13 protein-coding genes are annotated in these 20,557 nt (G+C 63.8%); all 13 read right to left on the reverse strand.

All coding sequences use genetic code 11. The features are described 5' to 3' along the window. Nucleotides 1-14: 14 nt before the first annotated feature. A complete protein-coding gene (locus tag VF673_RS11170) occupies nucleotides 15-1,676 on the reverse strand; it encodes a BCCT family transporter (RefSeq protein ID WP_440291985.1) in 1,662 nt (553 codons plus the stop codon). A 192-nt stretch (nucleotides 1,677-1,868) separates the two neighbouring features. Further along, nucleotides 1,869-2,066, reverse strand: a complete 198-nt coding sequence (locus tag VF673_RS11175) for a hypothetical protein (RefSeq protein WP_440291986.1) — start codon at nucleotides 2,064-2,066, stop codon at nucleotides 1,869-1,871. A gap of 336 nt (nucleotides 2,067-2,402) precedes the next feature. Next, nucleotides 2,403-4,472: an exodeoxyribonuclease V subunit alpha gene (recD, locus tag VF673_RS11180; RefSeq protein ID WP_440291987.1), complete on the reverse strand. Its 2,070-nt coding sequence runs from the start codon at nucleotides 4,470-4,472 to the stop codon at nucleotides 2,403-2,405. Beyond that, the gene (gene recB / locus VF673_RS11185) at nucleotides 4,459-8,115 is read right to left on the reverse strand and encodes an exodeoxyribonuclease V subunit beta (protein ID WP_440291988.1); all 3,657 of its coding nucleotides are present in this window, start codon (nucleotides 8,113-8,115) and stop codon (nucleotides 4,459-4,461) included. Before recB ends, recD begins: the two co-directional genes overlap by 14 nt. Continuing rightward, nucleotides 8,112-11,576 (reverse strand): exodeoxyribonuclease V subunit gamma, encoded by a 3,465-nt coding sequence (recC, locus tag VF673_RS11190; RefSeq protein ID WP_440291989.1) that lies wholly within the window; start codon nucleotides 11,574-11,576, stop codon nucleotides 8,112-8,114. Before recC ends, recB begins: the two co-directional genes overlap by 4 nt. A 95-nt stretch (nucleotides 11,577-11,671) precedes the next feature. Next, a complete protein-coding gene (locus VF673_RS11195) occupies nucleotides 11,672-13,015 on the reverse strand; it encodes a glutamine synthetase family protein (protein ID WP_440291990.1) in 1,344 nt (447 codons plus the stop codon). A gap of 248 nt (nucleotides 13,016-13,263) precedes the next feature. Continuing rightward, a complete protein-coding gene (locus VF673_RS11200) occupies nucleotides 13,264-14,499 on the reverse strand; it encodes a saccharopine dehydrogenase C-terminal domain-containing protein (protein ID WP_440291991.1) in 1,236 nt (411 codons plus the stop codon). A gap of 43 nt (nucleotides 14,500-14,542) precedes the next feature. Next, the gene (nspC, locus tag VF673_RS11205; RefSeq protein ID WP_320331938.1) at nucleotides 14,543-15,640 is read right to left on the reverse strand and encodes a carboxynorspermidine decarboxylase; all 1,098 of its coding nucleotides are present in this window, start codon (nucleotides 15,638-15,640) and stop codon (nucleotides 14,543-14,545) included. A 158-nt stretch (nucleotides 15,641-15,798) separates the two neighbouring features. Continuing rightward, nucleotides 15,799-16,383, reverse strand: a complete 585-nt coding sequence (locus VF673_RS11210; protein ID WP_440291992.1) for a porin family protein — start codon at nucleotides 16,381-16,383, stop codon at nucleotides 15,799-15,801. 134 nt (nucleotides 16,384-16,517) lie between these two features. Continuing rightward, nucleotides 16,518-17,642 carry a sulfate/molybdate ABC transporter ATP-binding protein gene (locus VF673_RS11215; protein WP_440291993.1) on the reverse strand — a complete coding sequence of 375 codons (1,125 nt, stop codon included), beginning with the start codon at nucleotides 17,640-17,642 and terminating at the stop codon, nucleotides 16,518-16,520. Beyond that, nucleotides 17,642-18,505: a sulfate ABC transporter permease subunit CysW gene (gene cysW, locus VF673_RS11220; protein ID WP_440291994.1), complete on the reverse strand. Its 864-nt coding sequence runs from the start codon at nucleotides 18,503-18,505 to the stop codon at nucleotides 17,642-17,644. Before cysW ends, VF673_RS11215 begins: the two co-directional genes overlap by 1 nt. 2 nt (nucleotides 18,506-18,507) lie before the next feature. Then, entirely contained in the window at nucleotides 18,508-19,374 is an 867-nt protein-coding gene (cysT, locus tag VF673_RS11225) for a sulfate ABC transporter permease subunit CysT (RefSeq protein WP_440291995.1), read from the reverse strand. A 14-nt stretch (nucleotides 19,375-19,388) separates the two neighbouring features. Next, nucleotides 19,389-20,411, reverse strand: coding sequence for a thiosulfate ABC transporter substrate-binding protein CysP (gene cysP, locus VF673_RS11230; RefSeq protein WP_440291996.1), 1,023 nt, complete (start codon nucleotides 20,409-20,411; stop codon nucleotides 19,389-19,391). Nucleotides 20,412-20,557: the final 146 nt, after the last annotated feature.

Consider the following 20,557-nt stretch of genomic DNA (forward strand, 5'->3'; position numbering starts at 1 on the left):
GTCGCCGCTGTGAGCTAGCGCGGCTCGCTCATCAACCCCTTGACGATGGCCACGCAGCCAGCCAGCAATACCAGAGTGAAGGGCAGCCCGGTGGATACCGCCATCGCCTGCAACGCAACCAGGCCGCCACCGAGCAGCAGCGCGATGGCCAGCACCCCTTCCACTATTGCCCAGAACACCCGCTGGCCGACCGGCGCGTTGATCTTGCCACCAGCGGTGATGGCGTCGATCACCAGCGATCCCGAGTCGGAGGAGGTGATGAAGAACATGATGACCAGCACCACACCGATGAAGGAGGTAATGGCCGACAGCGGCAGCTGGCCGAGCATGGTAAAGAGTTGCAGCTCCAGTGCCGCATCCCGCACCCCGGTGAAGTTGTCGCTCAGCAGCTGATCTATGGCGGTACCGCCGAAGGCAGTCATCCAGAGGACCGACACCAGCGAGGGCACCAGAGTCACGGATATCAGAAACTCCCGCACCGTGCGTCCCCGGCTGACGCGGGCGATGAACATGCCGACGAAGGGCGACCAGCTGATCCACCAGGCCCAGTAGAAGGCCGTCCAGCCCTGGCTGAAGTTGGCATCATCGCGCCCCACCGGGTTGGCGAGAGCAGGCAGATAGCTGGCGTAGGCGCCCAGGTTGCTGAAGAAACCCTTCAGGATGGCCAGCGTCGGCCCGCAGACAATGACGAACAACAGCAGCAGGAAGGCCAGAGCGATGTTGACCTTGGACAGTTGCTGAACGCCCTTGTCCACTCCGGCAATGACCGACCAGAGGGCCACCGCGGTGATGGCGATGATCAGCAGCACCATGGTCAGGTTGCCGCTGGGAATGCCGAACAGCTGGTTCATGCCGGCCCCCGCCTGCTGCGCCCCCAGACCCAGCGAGGTGACCAGGCCGAACATGGTGGCGAACACCGCCAGGATGTCGATCACATGGCCCGGCCAACCCCAGATGCGCTCACCCAGCAGCGGATAGAAGATCGAACGCACGCTCAGGGGCAGGCCCTTGTTGTAAGCGAAGATCGCCAGTGACAGCGCCACCACCGCGTAGATCGCCCAGGGATGCAGGCCCCAGTGAAATATGGTGGCCGCCATGCCCAGCCTGAAGGCTTCCCGGGCATCCCCTTCGGCACCGCCCAGTGGCGCCCAGTCGGTGCGCTCACCGGTCTCCCCCAGGGTCACCCCCTCGAAGGCCGCATTGAAATGCCCCATGGGTTCGGCGACCCCGTAGAACATCAGGCCGATGCCCATGCCGGCAGCGAACAGCATGGCAAACCAGCCCACGTAGGAATAGTCGGGTATCGCATCCTTGCCACCGATGCGCACCTTGCCCAGTGGCGAGAACACCAGCAGCAGGCACAGCAGCACGAAGATATTGGCGGCGCTGATGAAGAACCACGCCAGATTGCTGGTCAACCAGCCGCGCAGGCCGGTGAAGACCTCCGAGGCCTGCTCCTGCAGTGCCAGGGTCAGCAGCACGAACAGCAGGATGCTGCCGGCGGAGATCAGGAAGACCTTGCTGTGGATGTCCAGACTCAGGGTGATCTGCCCTGAAAAGTTGTCCTGCCCGATCACATAGTCGGTATCGATCAGGTTGGCCTCCCCGGTCGGTGCAGGAATGCCGTCGTCATTGGTCGGCTCGGATGGAAGATCTTTCGGAGGCTGGATTGCCATGACGTACTCCTTGTATAGCGTTCTGCTTGCCGCACCCAGCTATCACTGCAGCTGCTGACGGATAAAGCGTGTGCGCCAGTCATGGTAACGCATCTGGCAGGTAGTCCTGCAAATCATCCAGGCACTCGTGCAGCTCGCCCGATAATCCTGTTTCACCATGCCCCCCCGCGGCGGTGTGCGAACGAGCTTGGCTCAGCGCGCTTCAGGGGTGGCGTTCAGGATACTCAGCACATCCGCGGCGGACATGCGGTACTCCTTCATCAGGGTCTTGAGTTCGCTGGCAAATTCCCGGGTCTCGCGCTGACGCTCGGTTTTCTTGGTCGCCTCAAGCTGCGCCAGGCTGTCGGCCAGCTTGCGCTCGATTTCCCGGAACGCATTGATCTTTGTCATGCTTAACCTTCAAAGAATGGATACGTGCCTGCGGCGCACAGGGAGGCGCGGCGCGATCATGGCCACAGCAGACCACAGGTTGTGGCAGACGGCGATGAAGCTTGAGCAGGCAGTGATGTATTCAGAAAACAGGGCACCGTGAACAGCGGTGATCCACTTGCGGCAGCCAGGCAGGCTGCCCTGATAACTGACCCGTCGTCTGCTTCTGAGTTCAGTGACATCAGGGCAGCGGGGATCGGCACAGGGATGACGTCAGGCAGGAAGCGTCACCGGTCACACGGGCTCCGGCAGACCTGCAGGAGCCCGTCGAGTCTATCATGAAAAGTTGCCGGCAAGTCAGCCCCACTCCAGCGCCAGACCACTGATACGCCGCACTGGCTGGGTCACCGCCGCCTCGAAGATCCCGCTGCGGGTTTCCACCAGTGTGAAGTGTCCGCTGGCCCGGGTGATGGCGGTGTAGACCAGCTCCTTGGTCAGCAGCGGGCTGCGGCTGTCCGGCAGCACCAGCAGCGCGTGGGCGAACTCCGAGCCCTGGGACTTGTGCACCGTCATGGCGAACACCGACTCCACGGCGGTCAGGCGGCTGGGCAGCACAAAGCGCACTCCGCCGGAGCCATCGGTACGGGGAAAGGCCACCCGCAGCACCATGCGCTCGCGCTCCCCCGGCTGCAACGCCGGCTCCCTGATCCTCAGGGCGATACCGATGTCCCCGTTCATCAGGCCGAGGGAATAGTCATTGCGGGTGACCAGCACCGGACGCCCCTCGTACCAGCCCACCGGCTCGGGCAGCCAGCCGCGCCGGTGCAGCAAGGCAGCGATCTGCTGGTTGAGCTGCTCCACGCCCCAGGGGCCCTTGCGCACCGCGCAGAGCACCTGGAATCGATCGAAAGCCGCCAGCACCCGCTGTGCCCAGCACTCCCATTCAGGGTCCGTCGCCTCGAGGGAGTCTGCCGGGCGCTGGCGCAGCTCCTGCAGATAGGCCGTATAGCCGGGCTGATGCCCTTGCCCCAGTATCAGGTCGGCCCAGGCGGCATCACCCGGCCCCTGCACCAGACGCGAACCCACATCGGCAAACCCGGAGTCCGCCAGCACCGCTCGGGCCTGCTGCGGGTCCAGCCGGTTTACTGCCCGGGCCAGCCGGCCGATACCGCTGCCGGCGCCGAACCTGTGGGAGTAGCGCAGCATCACCGTCTGCTGGGCCAGAGGCTGGCGCTGCTCATCGCCTTCCTGCAGGCCGGCCGCGGCCAGCGACTGGCCGCTGACCTGCTCCAGCCACTGGAGGGTGTCCGGGCTGTAGCAGCCCGCGTCGGCATCACGGCACAGATCGCCGAGTACGGCCCCGGCTTCCACCGAGGCCAGCTGATCCTTGTCCCCGAGCAGGATCAACCGCGCCCGGGGCGGCAGCGCGTCAAGCAGACAGGCCATCATCTCCAGGTCGATCATCGAGGCCTCGTCCACCACCAGCACATCCAGCAACAGGGGATTGCCCGCATGGTGGCGGAAATGGCGGGTATCCGGCAGGCTGCCGAGCAGCCGGTGCAGCGTGGTGACCTGGCGGGGGATCTGCGCACGCACTGCCTCGTCCACCTGCAGATCACCGACCTGTCGCCCGATGGACTCGGTCAGCCGCGCTGCCGCCTTGCCGGTGGGAGCCGCCAGATGGATGCGCAGCGGCTGCCCGGCAGCCACCGCCGGCCCCTGCAGCAGCGCCAGCAGACGTACTACCGTGGTGGTCTTGCCGGTACCCGGGCCACCGGTGATGATGCTGAACGCCCCCCGGGCGGCCAGGGCACAGGCCAGGCGCTGCCAGTCCGGCTGCTGGCTGCTGCCGGCAAACAGGCGCTGCAGTTGTTCCGGCAGACCCTGGGGCAGCGGCAGTCTGGTTGCCAGACGCTGACGCAGGATGCTCGCCACCTGGCGTTCATAGCGCCAGTAGCGACGCAGGTACAGGCGCCGCCCCTGCAATACCAGCGGCCGCTCGCCCTGCTCGGCGGCCTGCGCATCGACCAGCGGGCTTGCGGCCAGCTGTCGGCACCAGTGGTCGGCCTCGACGCCTTGCAGCAGGTCCGAGGGCAGCAGGACGTCCCGCCCGGCCTGCTGGCCCTCCGGGGGCAGTGACAGGCTCAGGTCGGGGCTGTCCAGGGTGGCGGCCACGTCCAGGCAGACGTGCCCATGGCCCAGCTGATGGCTGGTCAGGGCTGCGGCCAGCAGCACCAGCGGATGGGTATCCGGCTGGCTGTCCAGCAGAAACACTACCAGCGCCCGATCCAGCGCCCGCAGCCAGCCCACCTCGACCCACTGCTGCAGCTGATGCAGCAGCTGATCCAGAGTCAACTGCGGCGGCTCGGCGGCCACGGCATCGAGCAGATCCAGCTGCTGCCCGGCCGGCAGATCACTGCGCGTCATGATTGCACCTCCCCTGCGCCTGGCCGGCGAACAGCCGGTCCAGCGCCTCGATCAGCGCCCTGGGTGGACGATCGTGCCACAGCCCGGTGCCTTGCCCGCCGCTGCCGCGGATGAACCAGTAGAGCGCGCCGCCGACATGGCGGTCATAGTCGTAGTCCGGCAGTCTGGCGCGCAACTGGCGGTGCAGCGCCAGCAGGTAGAACACGTACTGCAGGTCATAGCGGTGTTCGAGCACCGCGGTGGTCATGGCGTCCTGGGTATAGGCCGAGGCGTCGCCCCCCAGCCAGTTGGATTTGTAGTCGACCACGTAATAGCGTCCTTCGTGCTCGAACACCAGATCGATGAAGCCCTTGAACAGGCCGTTGAGCCGATCCGCGACCAGCGCGGCCCGGGGTTGTCCTGCCAGGGTTGCCCTGCACACCAGCTCATCCACCTGCTGGACCTTCACCCACCGGGCACTGAACAGGAACTCCATCTCCACCTGGTATTGCCCCGGCCGCAGATCGGCCAGCGCCAGCGCAGTGCCGGGCACCAGTCCGGGACGGGCAATCAGTGCACTCAGCCAGTCCGCCAGACACTCGCTCCAGTCACCCCAGCCGCGCCGCTGGCAGCGTGGCCGCAGCCGCTCCCGGCACAGCTGGGGATCGGCGAAGCGCTTGAAGCCCTCGGCCCCGGCCAGCTCGAGCAGCCCGTGGAGGAAGGTGCCCGGCTGCGGGCCCCGGGGGAAGCGGTGAATGCTCGGCGTCTCCCCCGCCCGCAGCGGCAAAAACTGCGCCCGGCGCTCGTCGTCGCCCATCTGCGCGGACAGGGGCGAGTCCGGGGTTTCTCCACCTATGGCCAGGGCGCTGTAGGAGCTGATCCACCAGTGCTCGAAGGGAGCGTGGGCCGGTGTACGCTCATGCAGCTCAACCTGTTCGGCCTGCACGGGCTGATAGTGCTGATCATCCGGCTCGGGGGCGGCTACCACATTGATGCCGTCAAGCTGCTGCCAGGCGGCCAGCCAGCGCGCCAGGCCTTCCGGCTCCTGCAGTTGCTCGCCTCCGCCGAGCAACCAGGCGATGGCACTCTCATGCAGCACCGAGTCCCTGGCCCGGCCCCGGCGCAGATCGGACAGCCCCAGCCAGCAGGCATGCTGGGCCCGGGTCAGGGCCACATAGAGCAGTCGCAGATCCTCGCCCATGCGTTCCCGGTCCGCCTGCTGCAGTTGCTCGCTGTCAGGCTCCAGCACCCACCGGGACCGGCCGCCCTGCTGCAGGCGCACCGGTTCACCGGCACGCACGGGTCGGCTGCCGGCAATGAAGGGCAGGAATACCAGCGGGTATTCCAGGCCCTTGGACTTGTGAATGGTCACCACCTTGACCAGGTCCGCGTCGCTTTCCAGGCGCAGTATCTGTTCATCGCCCCCGGCGCCATCCAGCGCCCGCTGGATGGCCTCGCTCAGGTAACGGATCAGCGCCTGCTCGCCGTCCAGCTCGCGGGCAGCCTGCTGCAGCAGCTCGGCCAGATGCAGCAGGTTGGTCAAGCGCCTTTCCCCATCACCGCGCTGCACCAGCCTGGCCGGCAGCCGGAACTCGTGCAGCAGCCGATGCAGCATGGGCAGTACGCCCTGGCGCATCCAGCACTGGCGATACTCGCGGAACTGCTCCACCCAGCGCTCCCAGCGGCGTTCGTCCTGATTCAGCTGTTCCAGCTCGGTCCAGCTCAGCGCCAGGGTTGCGCTGGCCAGAGCGGCGCGCAGCAGTCGGTCATTGCCCGGCTCGGCGCAGGCACGCAGCCAGCGCAGCACATCCGCCGCCTCCTGGGTGGCCAGTACCGAGTCCTTGTCCGACAGGTAGACGCTGCGTACCCCCCGTTCCGCCAGAGCCTGGCGGATGATCTGTGCCTCGCGGCCGGTGCGCACCAGCACAGCCATGTCCGCCGGACGCACCGGCACCAGCCGCTGTTCCGCATCCATGAAGCCGGTATGCCCGGCCTGGCCGCCGCGAAGCAGCGCGACCATGACGCTGGCGCAGCGCTGGGCCATGTCCTGACGGTAATCCTCGGACGATACCCGCTCACCGGAGCGGTGCCACACGGTCAGGGCCGCGCCGGGACGGCCCTCGCAGGTCCAGATCTCCCGGCGCCCCCGGGCATGGACCGGGAGAAAGGGCAGCGGATTGCCGTGCCCGTGGCGGAAACGGAAGGCGCCCTCGGACCATTGCTCCTCGGCCAGTCTGAACACCCCGTTCACCGCGCTGACCATCTGCTGGCTGGAGCGGAAGTTGGTGTCCAGGTTCTCGTGCCGGTCATGGGTGGCATCGCGGGCGCGCAGATAGGTATGGATGTCGGCCCCGCGGAAGGAATAGATGGCCTGCTTGGGATCACCGATCAGCAGCAGGGCGCTGTCCGGATCGTTGAGTCCTACCCGATAGATGCTGTCGAAGATACGGTACTGCAGCGGGTCGGTGTCCTGGAACTCGTCGATCATGGCCACCGGGAACTGCTGACGGATCACCTCGGCCAGCCGCGGCCCGTTGGCACCCTGCAATGCGGTATCCAGCCGGCTGAGCATGTCGTCGAAGCCCATCTGCGCACGCCGCTGTTTTTCCTGCTCCAGCCGGCGGCCGATCCACCAGGCGGCATGCTCCAGCGCATCCTGCGCGGGATCCGGCAGCTGCGCCAGCCGCTGTTCGAGGGTAGCCATGGCGTCCAGAGCAGCACAGACGCCCGCCGGCAGCTCCAGCTGGACGCCCTTGCGGCAGGCATCCTGCAGCCCTTCGTGGGTAAAGCGCTTGAACTGCTCGCCCTTCTTGAAATCCAGAGTGCCACGGCCTTCGCACCAGGCCCGCAGCTGCTGGATACGGGGCTCGTAGATGGTCGGCTTGAGCTTGTTGCCATTGAAGCTGCCGGCCTCGCAGGCCTGGGCCAGAAAGGTCTGCAGCTCGTCCAGCCAATCAGCCCAGGGCTCGCGGATCTGCGCCAGCTGCTGCTGCGCCTGTTCGAGACGGCTGGCCAGCAGCGCCTGCAGGTCCTGCTCGACCGGACTGCCCGCCGTATCCAGCCATACCCTCACCCGCCGCGCCAGCTCGTCCGGATGGCCCCAGTGGCTGTTGACCCAGTCCAGCGCGCTGCCCTGCAACGGGTAGCAGTGGGTACGCCAGTAATCGCGCACCACCTCGGCCAGCAGCTCGCTCTGGTCGGTTTCCAGCGTCTGCTCGAACAGGCTGCCGCTGTCGAAGGCGTGCTCGCGCAGCATGCGCTGGCACCAGCTGTGAATGGTGGAGACAGCCGCCTGATCCATCCATTGCCCGGCTATTTCCAGTCGATGCGCGCAGGCGGCGTGCTGCTCGGGATCCATGTCCTGCAGCAGGCCCGAGAGTATCGGGTCCGGGTCCTCCAGCTCGCCACGGAAGGCCTTGGCCGCCTGGACCAGACGGGCGCGGATGCGGTCACGCAGCTCCTGGGTAGCCGCGTCGGTGAAGGTCACCACCAGGATTTCCGGGGGCAGCAGCGGCCGCACGAAGCCGTCCACACCACCGTGGCCGATGACCAGGCGCAGATAGAGAGCGGAAATGGTGAAGGTCTTGCCGGTGCCGGCGCTGGCTTCGATCAGGCGACTGCCACGCAGCGGACAGCGCAGGGCCAGTGGTCGCTCCATGCTCATGCCGACTCCTCCACGCTCATGCTGTACTCAAGCAGTCGGTCCTGGCCGGCCTGCACCAGCGGTTGATACAGCTGCCGCGCCCAGTGCTCGAACTCCCCGGTTGCCCAGAGGCTGGCAAAGTCGGCATGGGTGCGCTGCAGCGCCGGGCTGCGTTGCACCTCGGCCACGGAATAGCCCGAGCCCTGATAGCACTCCCGGGCCCGCTGCTCGGCCTGATCTTCCCTGGCGCAGAGGTAGGCGAATGCCGTCTCCACAGCAACCGGCAGAGGCCGGCGCATACCCTCGCGCCAGGCCGACAGCCAGGCGACGACAATTTCTTCGGCCCGCTGCGGGTCCAGCGGTGCCATCTCGACGGTGCCATTGGCGCCCACCAGACAGCTGCGCACCGTATGACCGCTGGCCGCCGCCAGCACATGCAGGCACCAGTCAGCCATCAATCGCGACCAGCGCAGCTTGCCCTTTGCATCCAGCAGCTTGCCGGGCGTCAATACCAGGCGGGTCAGGCCGTCACGGCTGGATGAGCTGCGCACCTGGCCCAGCGCACCGGTCAGCTGGATGACAGCGTCCGAACAGGCCAGTGTCAGGGGCTGCTCCAGCGGCTGATCCCATTGCTGCCGCTGCAGGCTGTAGCGCTCCAGCTGCTTGCGCAGCGGGCCGATAATCTGCTGCTGCGCCAGGCTGCCGAAGCCGGCCAGCGGCAGTTGCCCCCGCGCCTGCAGGCGGCCGGCCGCCTGTTCCAGCTGCTGCTCCCAGGTCGCCCCTCCGTCAACCAGAGCCTGTTGGAGCAGCCACTGGCTGAGCTGATACCTTTCCAGCCCATCCAGGGCGAAGGGCTCGTCGTCCTCTATGCTGTCTTGCTCCTCACGCAGGAAGGCCTTCAACCGCCAGGCGAAGAACTGCTCCACCGGATTGCGCAGAAACCGCTGCAGCAGGCTGGCATCCAGGGGCCCGTCCGGCAGCAACTCTTCCAGCGGCACATCCGCCTGCTCTTCACCCGCCTCCGTCCCATGCAGCAGGCGCCATTCACCGGCATAACTGAACAGATCACCGCGCCCCTCGAAGTAGCGCCGGCTGAAGGGTTGCAGGGGGTGTTCGGTAGTCAGCGCGGCCAGCAGGTCGCCGCCGCCGTCCAGCTGCCAGCCGGCCGCCAGATGATCGCGCAGCTGCCCGACCAGCACCGAGGGGGGACGCTCGGTGTTGTCGCGGATGCTGCGACCAACCCAGCTGATGCTCAGTACATCCCGTGCCGACAGCAGCGCTTCGAGCAGCAGATAGCGGTCATCCTCGCGCCGGGATCGGTCACCGGGGCGATAGTCGCGGGCCATCAGATCGAAATCCAGCGGCGGCTGGGCGCGCGGGTAATCGCTGTCATTCATGCCCAGCAGATAGACATGGCGGAAGGGAATGGCGCGCATCGGCATCAGTGTGCAGATGTTTACCGCCCCCGCCAGAAAGCGCTGACTCAGCGAGGGCTGACCGACCGCCGAGAGCCAGGCTTCGGCCACCACGGTCAGCGGCAGCGGCTCATCCAGCCCGACCGAGTCACAGAGCTCGAGCCAGTGCTCCAGCGCTTCCTGCAGCTGCGCCAGCAGCAGCTGGTCTCGCTCGCTCTCGGCCAGGAAGAAGTCCTCGAGCAGGCGCAGCAGGCGCTCGGCCCACAGCGCTGGCGACAGGGATTCGCCCAGCGCCCGCTCATGCCGATCCAACCGTTCCAGCAGCTGCGCCAGCGGGCCGACCAGTGCCGCGTCCAGCCCACCGACCTCGTCATAGGGCTCCACGCCCTGCCAGGCGGGAGCATCCCCGCTGACATAGCCCAGCAGCATGCGCCGCAAGCCGAAGCGCCAGCTGTTGGCTTCCAGCCCGGCCGGCAGCCCCCGGGCGGCGCGGCGCTGCTGATCCAGGCCCCAGCGCACGCCGGCCCCGCGGATCCAGCGCTGCAGCACCGGCAGATCGGCTTCGGTGAGCTGCAGTCGATGCCGCACGGCCGGGACATCCAGCAGGTCCAGCACCTCGCTCACGCTGAGGCGGCTGTCCGGCAGCCGCAGCAGGTGCTCCAGGGCAATCAGCAGGGGCTCGCGACCACGCTGGCCCTGATCGGCGAGGGTAAAGGGGATATGCCGGCGATCATCGGTCGGATACTGGCCGAACACCGCCTGCACGTGGGGGGCATAGGTATTCACGTCCGGCACCATGACGATCACGTCGCGGGGTCGCAGCTGCGGGTCCCGGGCGAAGGCGTCCAGCAGCTGGTTGTGCAGAATCTCCACCTCCCGCTGGGCGCTGTGGGCCACCTGGAAACGCAGTGAGCCATCATCCGCCGACACCGGCGGCCAGCGTTCCCGCGTCTCGGCCAGGGGACGCAATTCGAGGATGTCCTGCTGCAACTGCTGCAGCAGACTGTTACCCGGGGGCGGCTCGAACAGATCCACCCGGCCGCCGTTGATGGCGGCGAACCGCGCTTCGTAGCTGGCGCGCTCGTCATGCTGGTCAAGCAGGTTGATATAGTCACGCCCCTGCTTGCCCCAGGCCGCCAGCAGCGGATGGGCATGCTGATGCAACAAGGCCTCATCCAGCTCGAGCGGCACACCCGGACGCCGCTGCTGGCGGCGATACTGATGCCGCAGCAGGTCCTGATCGGCAACGATATCGCCCCAGTGGTACTGGCAGGGGTTGAGCACCGCCAGCAGTACCTGACTGAAACGCCCCATGACGGCCAGCGCCTCCAGTGTCTGGGCCGGCAGGGAGGAGATACCGAAGACCACTACCCGCCGGGGCAATCCCGCCGGACGTTGATCAGCGCCGAGCATCTGCTCGACAAATCGCGGATGGATACCGGCGCGGCTGTCACTCAGGCGCTCGGCACCGACATCCGCCAGTACCGCCCGCCAGAGCGCAGGCTGCCAGCAGGACTCCGCCTCCAGCGGCAGCATGCCCTCCCTGGCCAGCCCTATGCGATCCTGATCCTGCGCCCAGTCGTTCAGCCAGTCGGCCCGGTACACCTGATACTGGTCGAACAGATCCGCCAAGCGCTGGGCCAGCTGGTAGCGCTTGCGACAATCCGCATCATCGGCGAGGAACCGCTGCAGCGGAGCAAATGATGGCTGCGACAGCAGGCCCGGCAACAGCCGCATCAGACGCCAGGTCAGCGGTTCCTTGTCCAGCGGGGACATCTCGGGCACGGCCTCCCGTCCGAGCACGTTGCGGTAGGTGTCCCAGAGAAAACGCGCCGGCAGCTGCACATCCAGAGCCGCGGCAATGCCGCAGCCACCCTGCTCCGGATCCGCCGCCAGCGCCATCTGCAGCCACTGGGCGATACCGTTGCTCTGCACCAGCATCACCTCGTTCTCCAGCGGCCCCAACGGGTGGGCGCGCAGCCAGTCGACGACCAGCTCACGCAGGCTTTCCAGGCGATTGCCGTGGATGATCATCAGACCGGGAGTCAGATCCGGGGTGTGTGACATGGAGGCTCCGTTGATTCAGTCCATGGACAGGGCGCTTTCCACAGCCTACCAGCAACCTGCGACATTGTGTGTCGTGGGGACATTGCCCCTGAAAGCTACACCTGGCTCAGATATCGCCGCTCCCACGGACTGATCTCGTCCAGAAAGCTCTCCAGCTCCAGTTGCTTGCAGGCCAGGTAGCCGTCAATGAATTCGGGGGTGAAGAAATCCCGGGCCACTTCACTGACCTGCAGACGGCGGATGGCCCGATGCAGGGTGCAGCTCAGGCGCAGATCGTCCGGGACCTCGAAATCACCCTGGGCAGGCAGATCGGGATGCAGCTGGCGCTCTATGCCGTGCAGTCCGGCGGACAGGGTGGCGGCAATCGCCAGATAGGGGTTGGCATCGGCCCCGGGTACGCGATTCTCCACCCGCCGGGCAGCAGGGTCGCTGGAAGGCACCCGCAGACCGGTACGCCGGTTGTCCTGGGACCAGCACAGGTTGTTTGGCGAAGCATAGACATGGCAGTAACGCTGATAGGAGTTGACGTTGGGCGCCATCAGCAGGATCAGATCGCCGAGCCCGGCCTGCAGGCCACCCAGGTAATGCGCGAACAGCTCGCTGGCCTCTCCGGTATCGGGATTGGTAAAGATGTTCTGTCCCTGCCCATCGACCACACTCTGATGGATATGCATGGAAGAGCCTGGCATCTTCGACAGCGGCTTGGCCATGCAGACCGCAATCAGTCCATGTTTGAGGGCAACTTCATGGAGCATGAACTTGAACAGGAAGGTCTGATCGGCAATCAGCAGCGGGTCGTCATGGATGAAGTTGACCTCATACTGGCTCAACCCCATCTCGTGCATCACCGCCTCACAGGGAATGCCCAGCGCGGCCATCCCCTCCTTCAACTCGGTGAAGAAAGGCTGCAGTGCATGCGCCGAACCCGCAGCAAAGGCCTGATTGCCCACCTCCCGACGACCATCCAGTCCTACCGGCGCCTGGAACGCCTGCTGCACATCGGGATTGTGCTCGAACAGGTAGAACTCGATTTCGGTGGCCACCTTGGGGAACCAGCCACGGCTCCGATAACGCTCGACCACCCGCTGCAGCATGCTGCGGGAAGACAGGCGCGAGGGCGTTCCATCCATTTCCAATGCTTCGCACAGCGCCAGGGCGCGGGGCTGGGCGGTCCAGGGGGTCACATGCACCTGCTCCGGAATGCTGTGCAGGATGAAGTCGCTGTCATCGTATCCGTAGTAGCGCGGCTCCGGGTACTCCCCGGTCAGACACTGCACCAGTACGCCGTGGGCCATCTGGACCCGCCGTCCCTGCAGATAGGGCTGGGCGTTGACCAGCTTGCCGCGCGGAATTCCGTTCATGTCGGGAATCACGCACTCGACCTCAGCAATACCAGCCAGACGCTCGGACAGCGTCGGCGCCACGGATAGGGACGTCATGTGAAAGAACCTTGTTGCGACAGCTACCTGCCCGGAAAGTCGTCGATATTACCCCATCAGGCCGCCGGTGAATAATCCGACCATCCCCCTGCTCCGTTTTTTCCGCACATCCGCGGGTTGGGCTGAGCCTCGGATGCTGACGGCAATCTGCTGGATGTACGCCAGAAACCCAGGGACTGGACTGACAGTCATAAACGACAATCCCCGGCCAAGGCCGGGGATTGTTCAGGTTACACGAGCGCCAGAGCTCAGTAGCTCAGCGGGCGATCGCCTTCCTCGTCCTTGATGCGGGTCGGCAGACCGATGTCGTTGAGCAGATTGATGAAAGGCTTGCAGTCCAGCTCTTCGACGTTGACCATCTTCTGCACATCCCATACGCCCTGGGCGATGAGGATGGCCGCAGCCACCGGCGGCACCCCGGCGGTGTAGGAAATACCCTGGCTGCCCACTTCCTCGTAGGCTTCCTTGTGGTCGGCCACGTTGTAGATGAAGATCTCCTTGTCCTTGCCGTCCTTCTTGCCCTTGAGAATGTCACCGATGCAGGTCTTGCCGGTATAGTTCGGGGCCAGCGAGGCCGGATCGGGCAGCACGGCCTTGACCACTTTCAGCGGCACCACTTCCAGACCTTCAGCGGTGGTCACCGGCTGCTCGGAAAGCAGCCCCAGGCTGTTGAGCACGGTGAAGACGTTGATGTAGTGGTCGCCGAAGCCCATCCAGAAGCGGATGTTGGGTACATCCAGGTTCCTGGACAGCGAGTGCAGCTCGTCGTGACCTGTCATGTAGCTGGTACGCTTGCCCACCACCGGCAGATCATCGGTGCGCTTGATCTCGAACATCTTGTTCTGCACCCATTGGCGGTTCTGCCAGCTCCAGACACGACCGGTAAATTCGCGGAAGTTGATCTCCGGGTCGAAGTTGGTCGCGAAGTAGTGCCCGTGGTCACCGGCGTTGATGTCGATGATGTCGATATCGCTGACGCTGTCGAAGTAATCCATGCCCAGCGCCGCATAGGCGTTGACCACACCCGGATCGAAGCCCACACCGAGAATCGCAGTGACCTTGTTCTCTTCGCAGAGCTCACGGCGCTTCCACTCGTAGTTGGCGTACCACGGCGGGGTTTCGCAGATCTTGCCCGGGTCCTCGTGGATGGCAGTATCGAGGTAGGCCGCGCCGGTCTCGATACAGGCCTGCAAGACCGACATGTTAATGAAAGGCGATCCGACGTTGATGACCAGCTGCGACTGTGTCTCGGCGATCAGGGCCTTGGTCGCTTCGATATCCAGCGCGTCCAGGGCATGAGCCTGCAATTCACCAGCAGTTTTCAGGCTGCCCTTTTCCCGTACGCTGTCGACGATCTGCTGACACTTCTCGACAGTACGCGAGGCGATGTGGATGTTACCCAGTATGTCGTTGTGCTGAGCGCACTTGTGCGCCACCACCTGGGCAACCCCTCCGGCACCAATAATCAGAACGTTTCTTTTCATTACTTTTCCTCTATACGCCTCCTTGGGCTTGGGGACCATGACCTCAGGAGAGGCCGCTTTCAAAGTCGTCGTAGCCAAACTCGCGTACCAGCTCAACTTCTCCGTTGAGGTGGCGTACGGCAATGGATGGCATCTTCACACCGTTGAACCAGTTCTTCTTGACCATGGTGTACCCGGCGGCATCGATGAACGACAGCCGATCACCGGTCTTGAGCTCCCGATCAAAGCGGAACTCGCCGAAGATATCGCCCGCCAGGCAGGACTTGCCACAGACCATGTATTCATGGGGGCCGTCACAGGGTTCCATGCGAGCCTGCTGCCGGTAGATCAGCAGATCCAGCATGTGGGCCTCGATGGAGCTGTCGACAATCGCCAGCTGCTTGCCGTTGTACAGGGTGTCGAGCACCGTGACCTCGAGGGTGGTGCTGTTGGTGATGGCCGCTTCACCCGGCTCCAGATAGACCTGCACGCCATAGCGCTCGGCGAAGGCCTTGAGGCGGGCACAGAGACGGTCCAGCGGATAGCCTTCGCCGGTGAAGTGGATACCGCCACCCAGGCTCACCCACTGCACGCGCTCGAGCAGCGAGCCGAAACGCTCCTCGATCTTCTGCAACATGCTGTCGAACAGGTCGAAATCACTGTTCTCGCAATTGTTGTGGATCATGAAGCCGGAGATCAGGGGCATCACCTGTTCAACCTTGTCGGCATCCCACTCGCCGAGGCGGCTGAAGGGGCGTGCCGGGTCGGCAATCAGCCAGTCGGAACTGCTGACCTGGGGATTGAGACGCAGGCCGCGCACATGGTTGGCAGAGGCGTCGGCAAAGCGCTGCAGCTGACCGATGGAGTTGAAGATGATCTTGTCCGAGTGGGCCAGCACCTCTTCAATCTCGTCGTCGGCATAGGCGACGCTGTAGGCATGGGTTTCCCCGCCGAACTTGCGCTTGCCCAGCTTGACCTCGTACAGGGAGGACGAGGTGGTGCCGTCCATGTACTGGCTCATCAGATCAAACACCGACCAGGTGGCAAAGCATTTGAGAGCGAGCAACGCCCTTGCCCCGGAGTGCTCGCGCAGATAGGCGATCTTCTCCATGTTGCGCAGCAGCTTGCTCTTGTCGATCAGGTAATACGGCGTCTTGATCACGATGATTGGCCCTCAATCGGTCCGGCGCAGGGGCCGGGCATTACGCAAACGCGCGATTATAGAGCAAAGAATCGAGCACTTGGGGGAATTTCGACCGGAAAGTCGTCGAATGGTGCGGGGGAAGGCAGGACGCCCGGGCCCAGACCCGGGCGGGAGGATCAGAAGTTGTAACGCAGACCGATGGAGGCCAGATCCACGTCAGCATCAAATCCGCTGCCGTTGAAATTGTCAGCGACATCCTGATAACGCTCATACTCAGCGACGATCTCAAAAGCAGGCGTCAGTGCCAGGGTCGCACCTATCGCATAGGAGGTCACCCACTCCTTCTCGGACTCATTCCAGCTGCCGAAACCATCCTTCTCGGTGACCTCGTACTTCATCTTGTGATAACCCACTTTACCGTAGAGCTTGAAGCGATCGAGCGGCAGGGTAGCTACCAGGTTGGCGCCCAGGCCATCCGCACTATCCCTTGTTCTGAACCCGGCAGTCTTGAAAGTAAGCTCACCCAGATCCACGTACTGGAACTCGATGCCTACGTAACTGTTGAGCTGGACACCGGCTCCGATCTTGAACGCAGTATCCTTTTCGTCCAATGAGCCCGGAACCCCGCTATAAAAGCTGCCGGTATCATAGTCGGCCTGGCCAACATGGCCGAAAAGATAGCCATTCACATGACTCTCTGCAGCCTGCACACCGGAGACCATTGCCCCGGCAATCAGCACCGCCAGTAGTGTTTTGTACATTATCCCTTACTCCAACCATCCTTTGTGGCCGTCCCCATGACAGCCCTCTTGCAACGCACCGAACAGGGCGCGCTGCCATGGTATCACCGGAAAAAAAAATGTCATCCCGATGACATTCCAATATCACGACTGGCTCATATCATCGCGGCGGGGTCGTCCATCTCCCCTGCTTCCCAGCGGAGGGTATGGGGTGTATGGGCATCGACCTCGATAAGGTGGGCCACCTGCGGCACAGCGAAGCATTGGTCGCCACGCTGGGGCTGCCAGGTATTGAACTGGGCGTGGGTGATGCCCACTTCCCAGGGTTCATCGCTGGCCCAGCCAACCGGGGACAGCTCCAGCCGAACCTCCGCGCCGACCAGACTGACCGATTCGATGCGCAGCGGCAGATAGGCGTGTGCTGCGGGCGTGGTCTGCAGACGTACCTCGTGGGAGCGCATGTACAGCTGCAGGCTGGTAGCGCCGGCTGCGTCCGGCAAGCGAACCCAGGCATCACCCTGGCGCAGCGTGCTGTCCGACCTTTCGCCGCGGAATACGTTGACCTGACCCAGAAAGTCGAACACGAAGCGACTGGAAGGTTGGGCATACAGTTTCTGCGGGGTGTCCACCTGCTCGATCTTGCCCGCACTCATGACCGCGACCTGATCGGAGAGCTCCAGTGCCTCCTCCTGATCATGGGTCACGAACACGCTGGTGAAATGGAATTCCTCATGCAGGGTACGCAGCCAGCGGCGCAGATCCTTGCGCACCTTGGCGTCCAGCGCGCCGAAAGGCTCGTCCAGCAGCAGTATCTGCGGCTTCATGGACAGCGCCCGAGCCAGGGCAATACGCTGCTTCTGTCCGCCCGACAGCTGCGCCGGGTACCGGTCGGCCAGGTGTCCGAGCTGAACCATTTCCAGCAGCATCTGCACGCGCTTGTGTATTTCGGCGGCCGGCGGCCGTTCGCGGGATGGCAGAACATCCAGCCCGAAAGCCACGTTCTGCGCAACCGTCATGTGGCGGAACAGGGCGTAATGCTGAAATACGAAACCAACGCGCCGCTCGCGCACGTGCAGCCGGGTGACATCCTCGCCATGGAACAGAATGCGCCCCTCATCAGCCGATTCGAGCCCGGCGATGATGCGCAGCAAGGTCGTCTTGCCTGAGCCTGAGGGCCCGAGCAACCCCACCAGCTGGCCATCCGGGATCTCGAGGGAGATGGTCTTCAGCGCCTGAAAGGAACCGAAGTTCTTGGTGATACCTTCAATGGAAATACTCATCAGCGACCATCCGATAATTCAGCCAGGGGGGCACGCTGTCGGGCCTGGCGCCACTCCACAAAACTCTTGACGACAATGGTGATCAGGGCAATGCCGGCCAGCAGCGAGGCGGCGGCAAAGGCACCTACCACGTTGTAATCCTGATACAGCAGTTCGACGTGCAGCGACAGGGTGTTGGTCTCGCCGCGGATATTGCCGGAAACTACCGAGACTGCACCGAACTCGCCCACCGCGCGGGCGTTGGTCAATACCACGCCGTACAGAAGCGCCCACTGGATATTGGGCAGGGTGATACGCCGGAACAGCTGCCAGCCGGTGGCACCCAGGACAACCCCAGCCTCTTCTTCCTCCCCACCCTGCTGCTGCATCAATGGGATAAGTTCGCGGGCAACGAAGGGACAGGTAACAAATACCGTGACCATGACAATGCCCGGCCAGGAGAACATCAGCTGTACGTCATTCTCCGTCAACCAGCTGCCGATCCAGCCGTTGCTGCCGTACAGCAGCAGATAGAGCAAACCGGCCACAACCGGCGAGACGGCAAAGGGAATGTCGATCAGCGTGATCAGCACCTTGCGGCCGGGAAACTCGAAGCGGGTAACCAGCCAGGCCAGAAACACTCCGAACACCAGATTGATCGGCACCGTGAGCGCCGCCACCAGCAGCGTCAGCCCGATCGCATGGCGGGTGTACTGGTTGGTCAGGTTATCCCAATAGTTGCCAACGCCGGCGGAAAACGCCATGTCGAAAATCAGTACCAGCGGAATCACCAGCATCAACAGGGTAGTGATGATGGCCAGACCTATCAGCGTCCACTTCACCAGCGGCTGATCACCGGCCCGCATTGTTCTACGTTGCTGCATGCTCATCTCCCATGCAACCGGCGCAGGTAGCGCGCCTGCCAGAGGTTGATCAGCAGCAGCAGCACCAGCGACGCCATCAGTACCACGGAGGCAATGGCACTGGCCGCCGCATGGTCGAATTCCTGCAGTCGCACGAAAATCATCAGGCTGGTGATCTCGCTGACATAGGGCATGTTGCCGGCAATGAAGATGACAGCACCGAACTCGCCCAGACTCCGACAGAAGCACAAGCCGAAGCCCGTGAGCAGAGCGGGCCAGATCGCCGGAAAGAGGATGCGCCGGAACACCGTCCAGTCGCTCGCCCCCAGGCTCACTGCGGCCTCCTCGTCCTCCGGGGCCTGATCCTCGAGCACCGGCTGGACGGTACGCACAACGAAGGGCAGGCTGGTGAAGGACATCGCCACGATGATACCCAGCGGCGTGAAGGACACCTTGATGCCGAGCAGGCTGAAGATCTGACCATACCAGCCATCCTGGGCAAAGAGCGCGGCCAGGGTAATGCCGGCCACCGCCGTGGGCAGGGCGAAAGGCAGGTCTACCAGCGCGTCCATGATGCGCTTGCCGGGAAACTCGTAGCGCACCAGCACCCAGGCCAGCAGCAGCCCCACCAGCGCATTGATCACCGAGGCCAGCGCCGCGGTCCACAGGGTGACCTTGTAGGAAGCGACCACCCGCTCATCAGTGATGACGGCCCAATACTGGTCCCAACCCATGCCCGCCGTATGAACAACAAGGCCGGTGATCGGCAGGATGAGCACCACACTGATGAAGAACAGCGAAATACCTAGGCTCAAAGCAAAACCCGGCAAGACGCGCTTGCCGGGCTGGCTGGAACGACCTGGCAACAGGCCGAATAAAGATCGATTCATCTGAGGAAGGCTAATTACCGACGTTGGAGTTGATCAAGTTTACCACCGCTGGCGAAATGTTCCTTCATCACGTTCTCCCAGCTGCCACCGATCTGCTCCACCGACACCAGTTCCAGCTCGGGGAAACGGTCAGCGAACTCGGCCTTCACCTTCTCATCATGCACCCGGTAGTAGAAACCGGCGATCAGACGCTGGGCCTCCTCGGTATACAGACCTTCAAGGTAGGCCTTGGCCAGCTCCTCGGTACCGTTGTGCTTGACGCTGCGGTCAACCCAGGTGACCGGGAACTCGGCCAGGAAGCTGATCTTGGGTACCACCACCTCGTAGTCCGGGTTCTCGGCGGCAATGTTGTTGACCTCGGATTCGAAGGTCAGCAATACATCACCGATACCGCGCTCGATGAAGGTGGTGGTGGCACCGCGACCGCCGGTGTCGAATACAGCCACGTTGCCGAGGAAGGTACGCAGGTAGTTGTCGATGGCAGCCTTATCCTCGCCAAAGGCCTTTTGAGCGTAGGCCAGGGCTGCCAGGTAGCTGTAACGGCCATTACCCGAGGTCTTGGGGTTGGGCAGCACCGAGCTCACGTCAGCACGCGCCAGATCGTCCCAGTTCTGGATATTCTTCGGGTTGCCCTTGCGGACCAGGAACGCCATGGTCGAATAGTAGGGCGAGCTGGCATTGGGCAGACGGTCCCGCCAATCTTCCGGGATCAGGTTGCCTCGCTCGTGGAGGATATCCACATCGGTCACCTGGTTGTAGGTCACCACATCGGCTCGCAGGCCCTGGATGATGGCCTGCGCCTGACGCGAGGAGCCGGCATGGGACTGCTTGATCTCCACGGTCTTGCCGGTCTGCTTCTTCCAGCTCTCCACGAACAGCTCGTTGTAGGCGGAGAACAGCTCACGGGCAATATCATAGGAGGAATTGAGCAGCTCCTGATCAGCCGCCTGGGCATGCCCCATCGACAGACCAGCACTCAGCAGCAGGGCTCCACCCCAACGGCTGGCTCGCTTGAACAGGGAAGGGCGACTTGTCATACATTCCTCCAGGTGCTGGCAACAGCATGATTCAACTGAAGGGCGAGCATAACGAAGGCACCTTCTTATAACAATATTTACCTTATACCGTTTTGCTTAGCATCTAAAACGATAAAACATAAGCCGCGCGCTTCGAATCGACAAAG

Origin of the sequence: Halopseudomonas sp. Lyrl_26, assembly GCF_051948695.1 — a bacterium.
Classification (GTDB): domain Bacteria; phylum Pseudomonadota; class Gammaproteobacteria; order Pseudomonadales; family Pseudomonadaceae; genus Halopseudomonas; species Halopseudomonas formosensis.

Coding starts and splice junctions, on each gene's coding strand:
- VF673_RS11200 (WP_440291991.1), bottom strand. CDS start 14,499: ATGAAAAGAAACGTTCTGATTATTGGTGCCGGAGGGGTTGCCCAGGTG.
- cysT (WP_440291995.1), bottom strand. CDS start 19,374: ATGAATCGATCTTTATTCGGCCTGTTGCCAGGTCGTTCCAGCCAGCCC.
- VF673_RS11215 (WP_440291993.1), bottom strand. CDS start 17,642: ATGAGTATTTCCATTGAAGGTATCACCAAGAACTTCGGTTCCTTTCAG.
- recD (WP_440291987.1), bottom strand. CDS start 4,472: ATGACGCGCAGTGATCTGCCGGCCGGGCAGCAGCTGGATCTGCTCGAT.
- cysP (WP_440291996.1), bottom strand. CDS start 20,411: ATGACAAGTCGCCCTTCCCTGTTCAAGCGAGCCAGCCGTTGGGGTGGA.
- VF673_RS11170 (WP_440291985.1), bottom strand. CDS start 1,676: ATGGCAATCCAGCCTCCGAAAGATCTTCCATCCGAGCCGACCAATGAC.
- VF673_RS11175 (WP_440291986.1), bottom strand. CDS start 2,066: ATGACAAAGATCAATGCGTTCCGGGAAATCGAGCGCAAGCTGGCCGAC.
- cysW (WP_440291994.1), bottom strand. CDS start 18,505: ATGCAGCAACGTAGAACAATGCGGGCCGGTGATCAGCCGCTGGTGAAG.
- recC (WP_440291989.1), bottom strand. CDS start 11,576: ATGTCACACACCCCGGATCTGACTCCCGGTCTGATGATCATCCACGGC.
- VF673_RS11195 (WP_440291990.1), bottom strand. CDS start 13,015: ATGACGTCCCTATCCGTGGCGCCGACGCTGTCCGAGCGTCTGGCTGGT.
- recB (WP_440291988.1), bottom strand. CDS start 8,115: ATGAGCATGGAGCGACCACTGGCCCTGCGCTGTCCGCTGCGTGGCAGT.
- VF673_RS11210 (WP_440291992.1), bottom strand. CDS start 16,383: ATGTACAAAACACTACTGGCGGTGCTGATTGCCGGGGCAATGGTCTCC.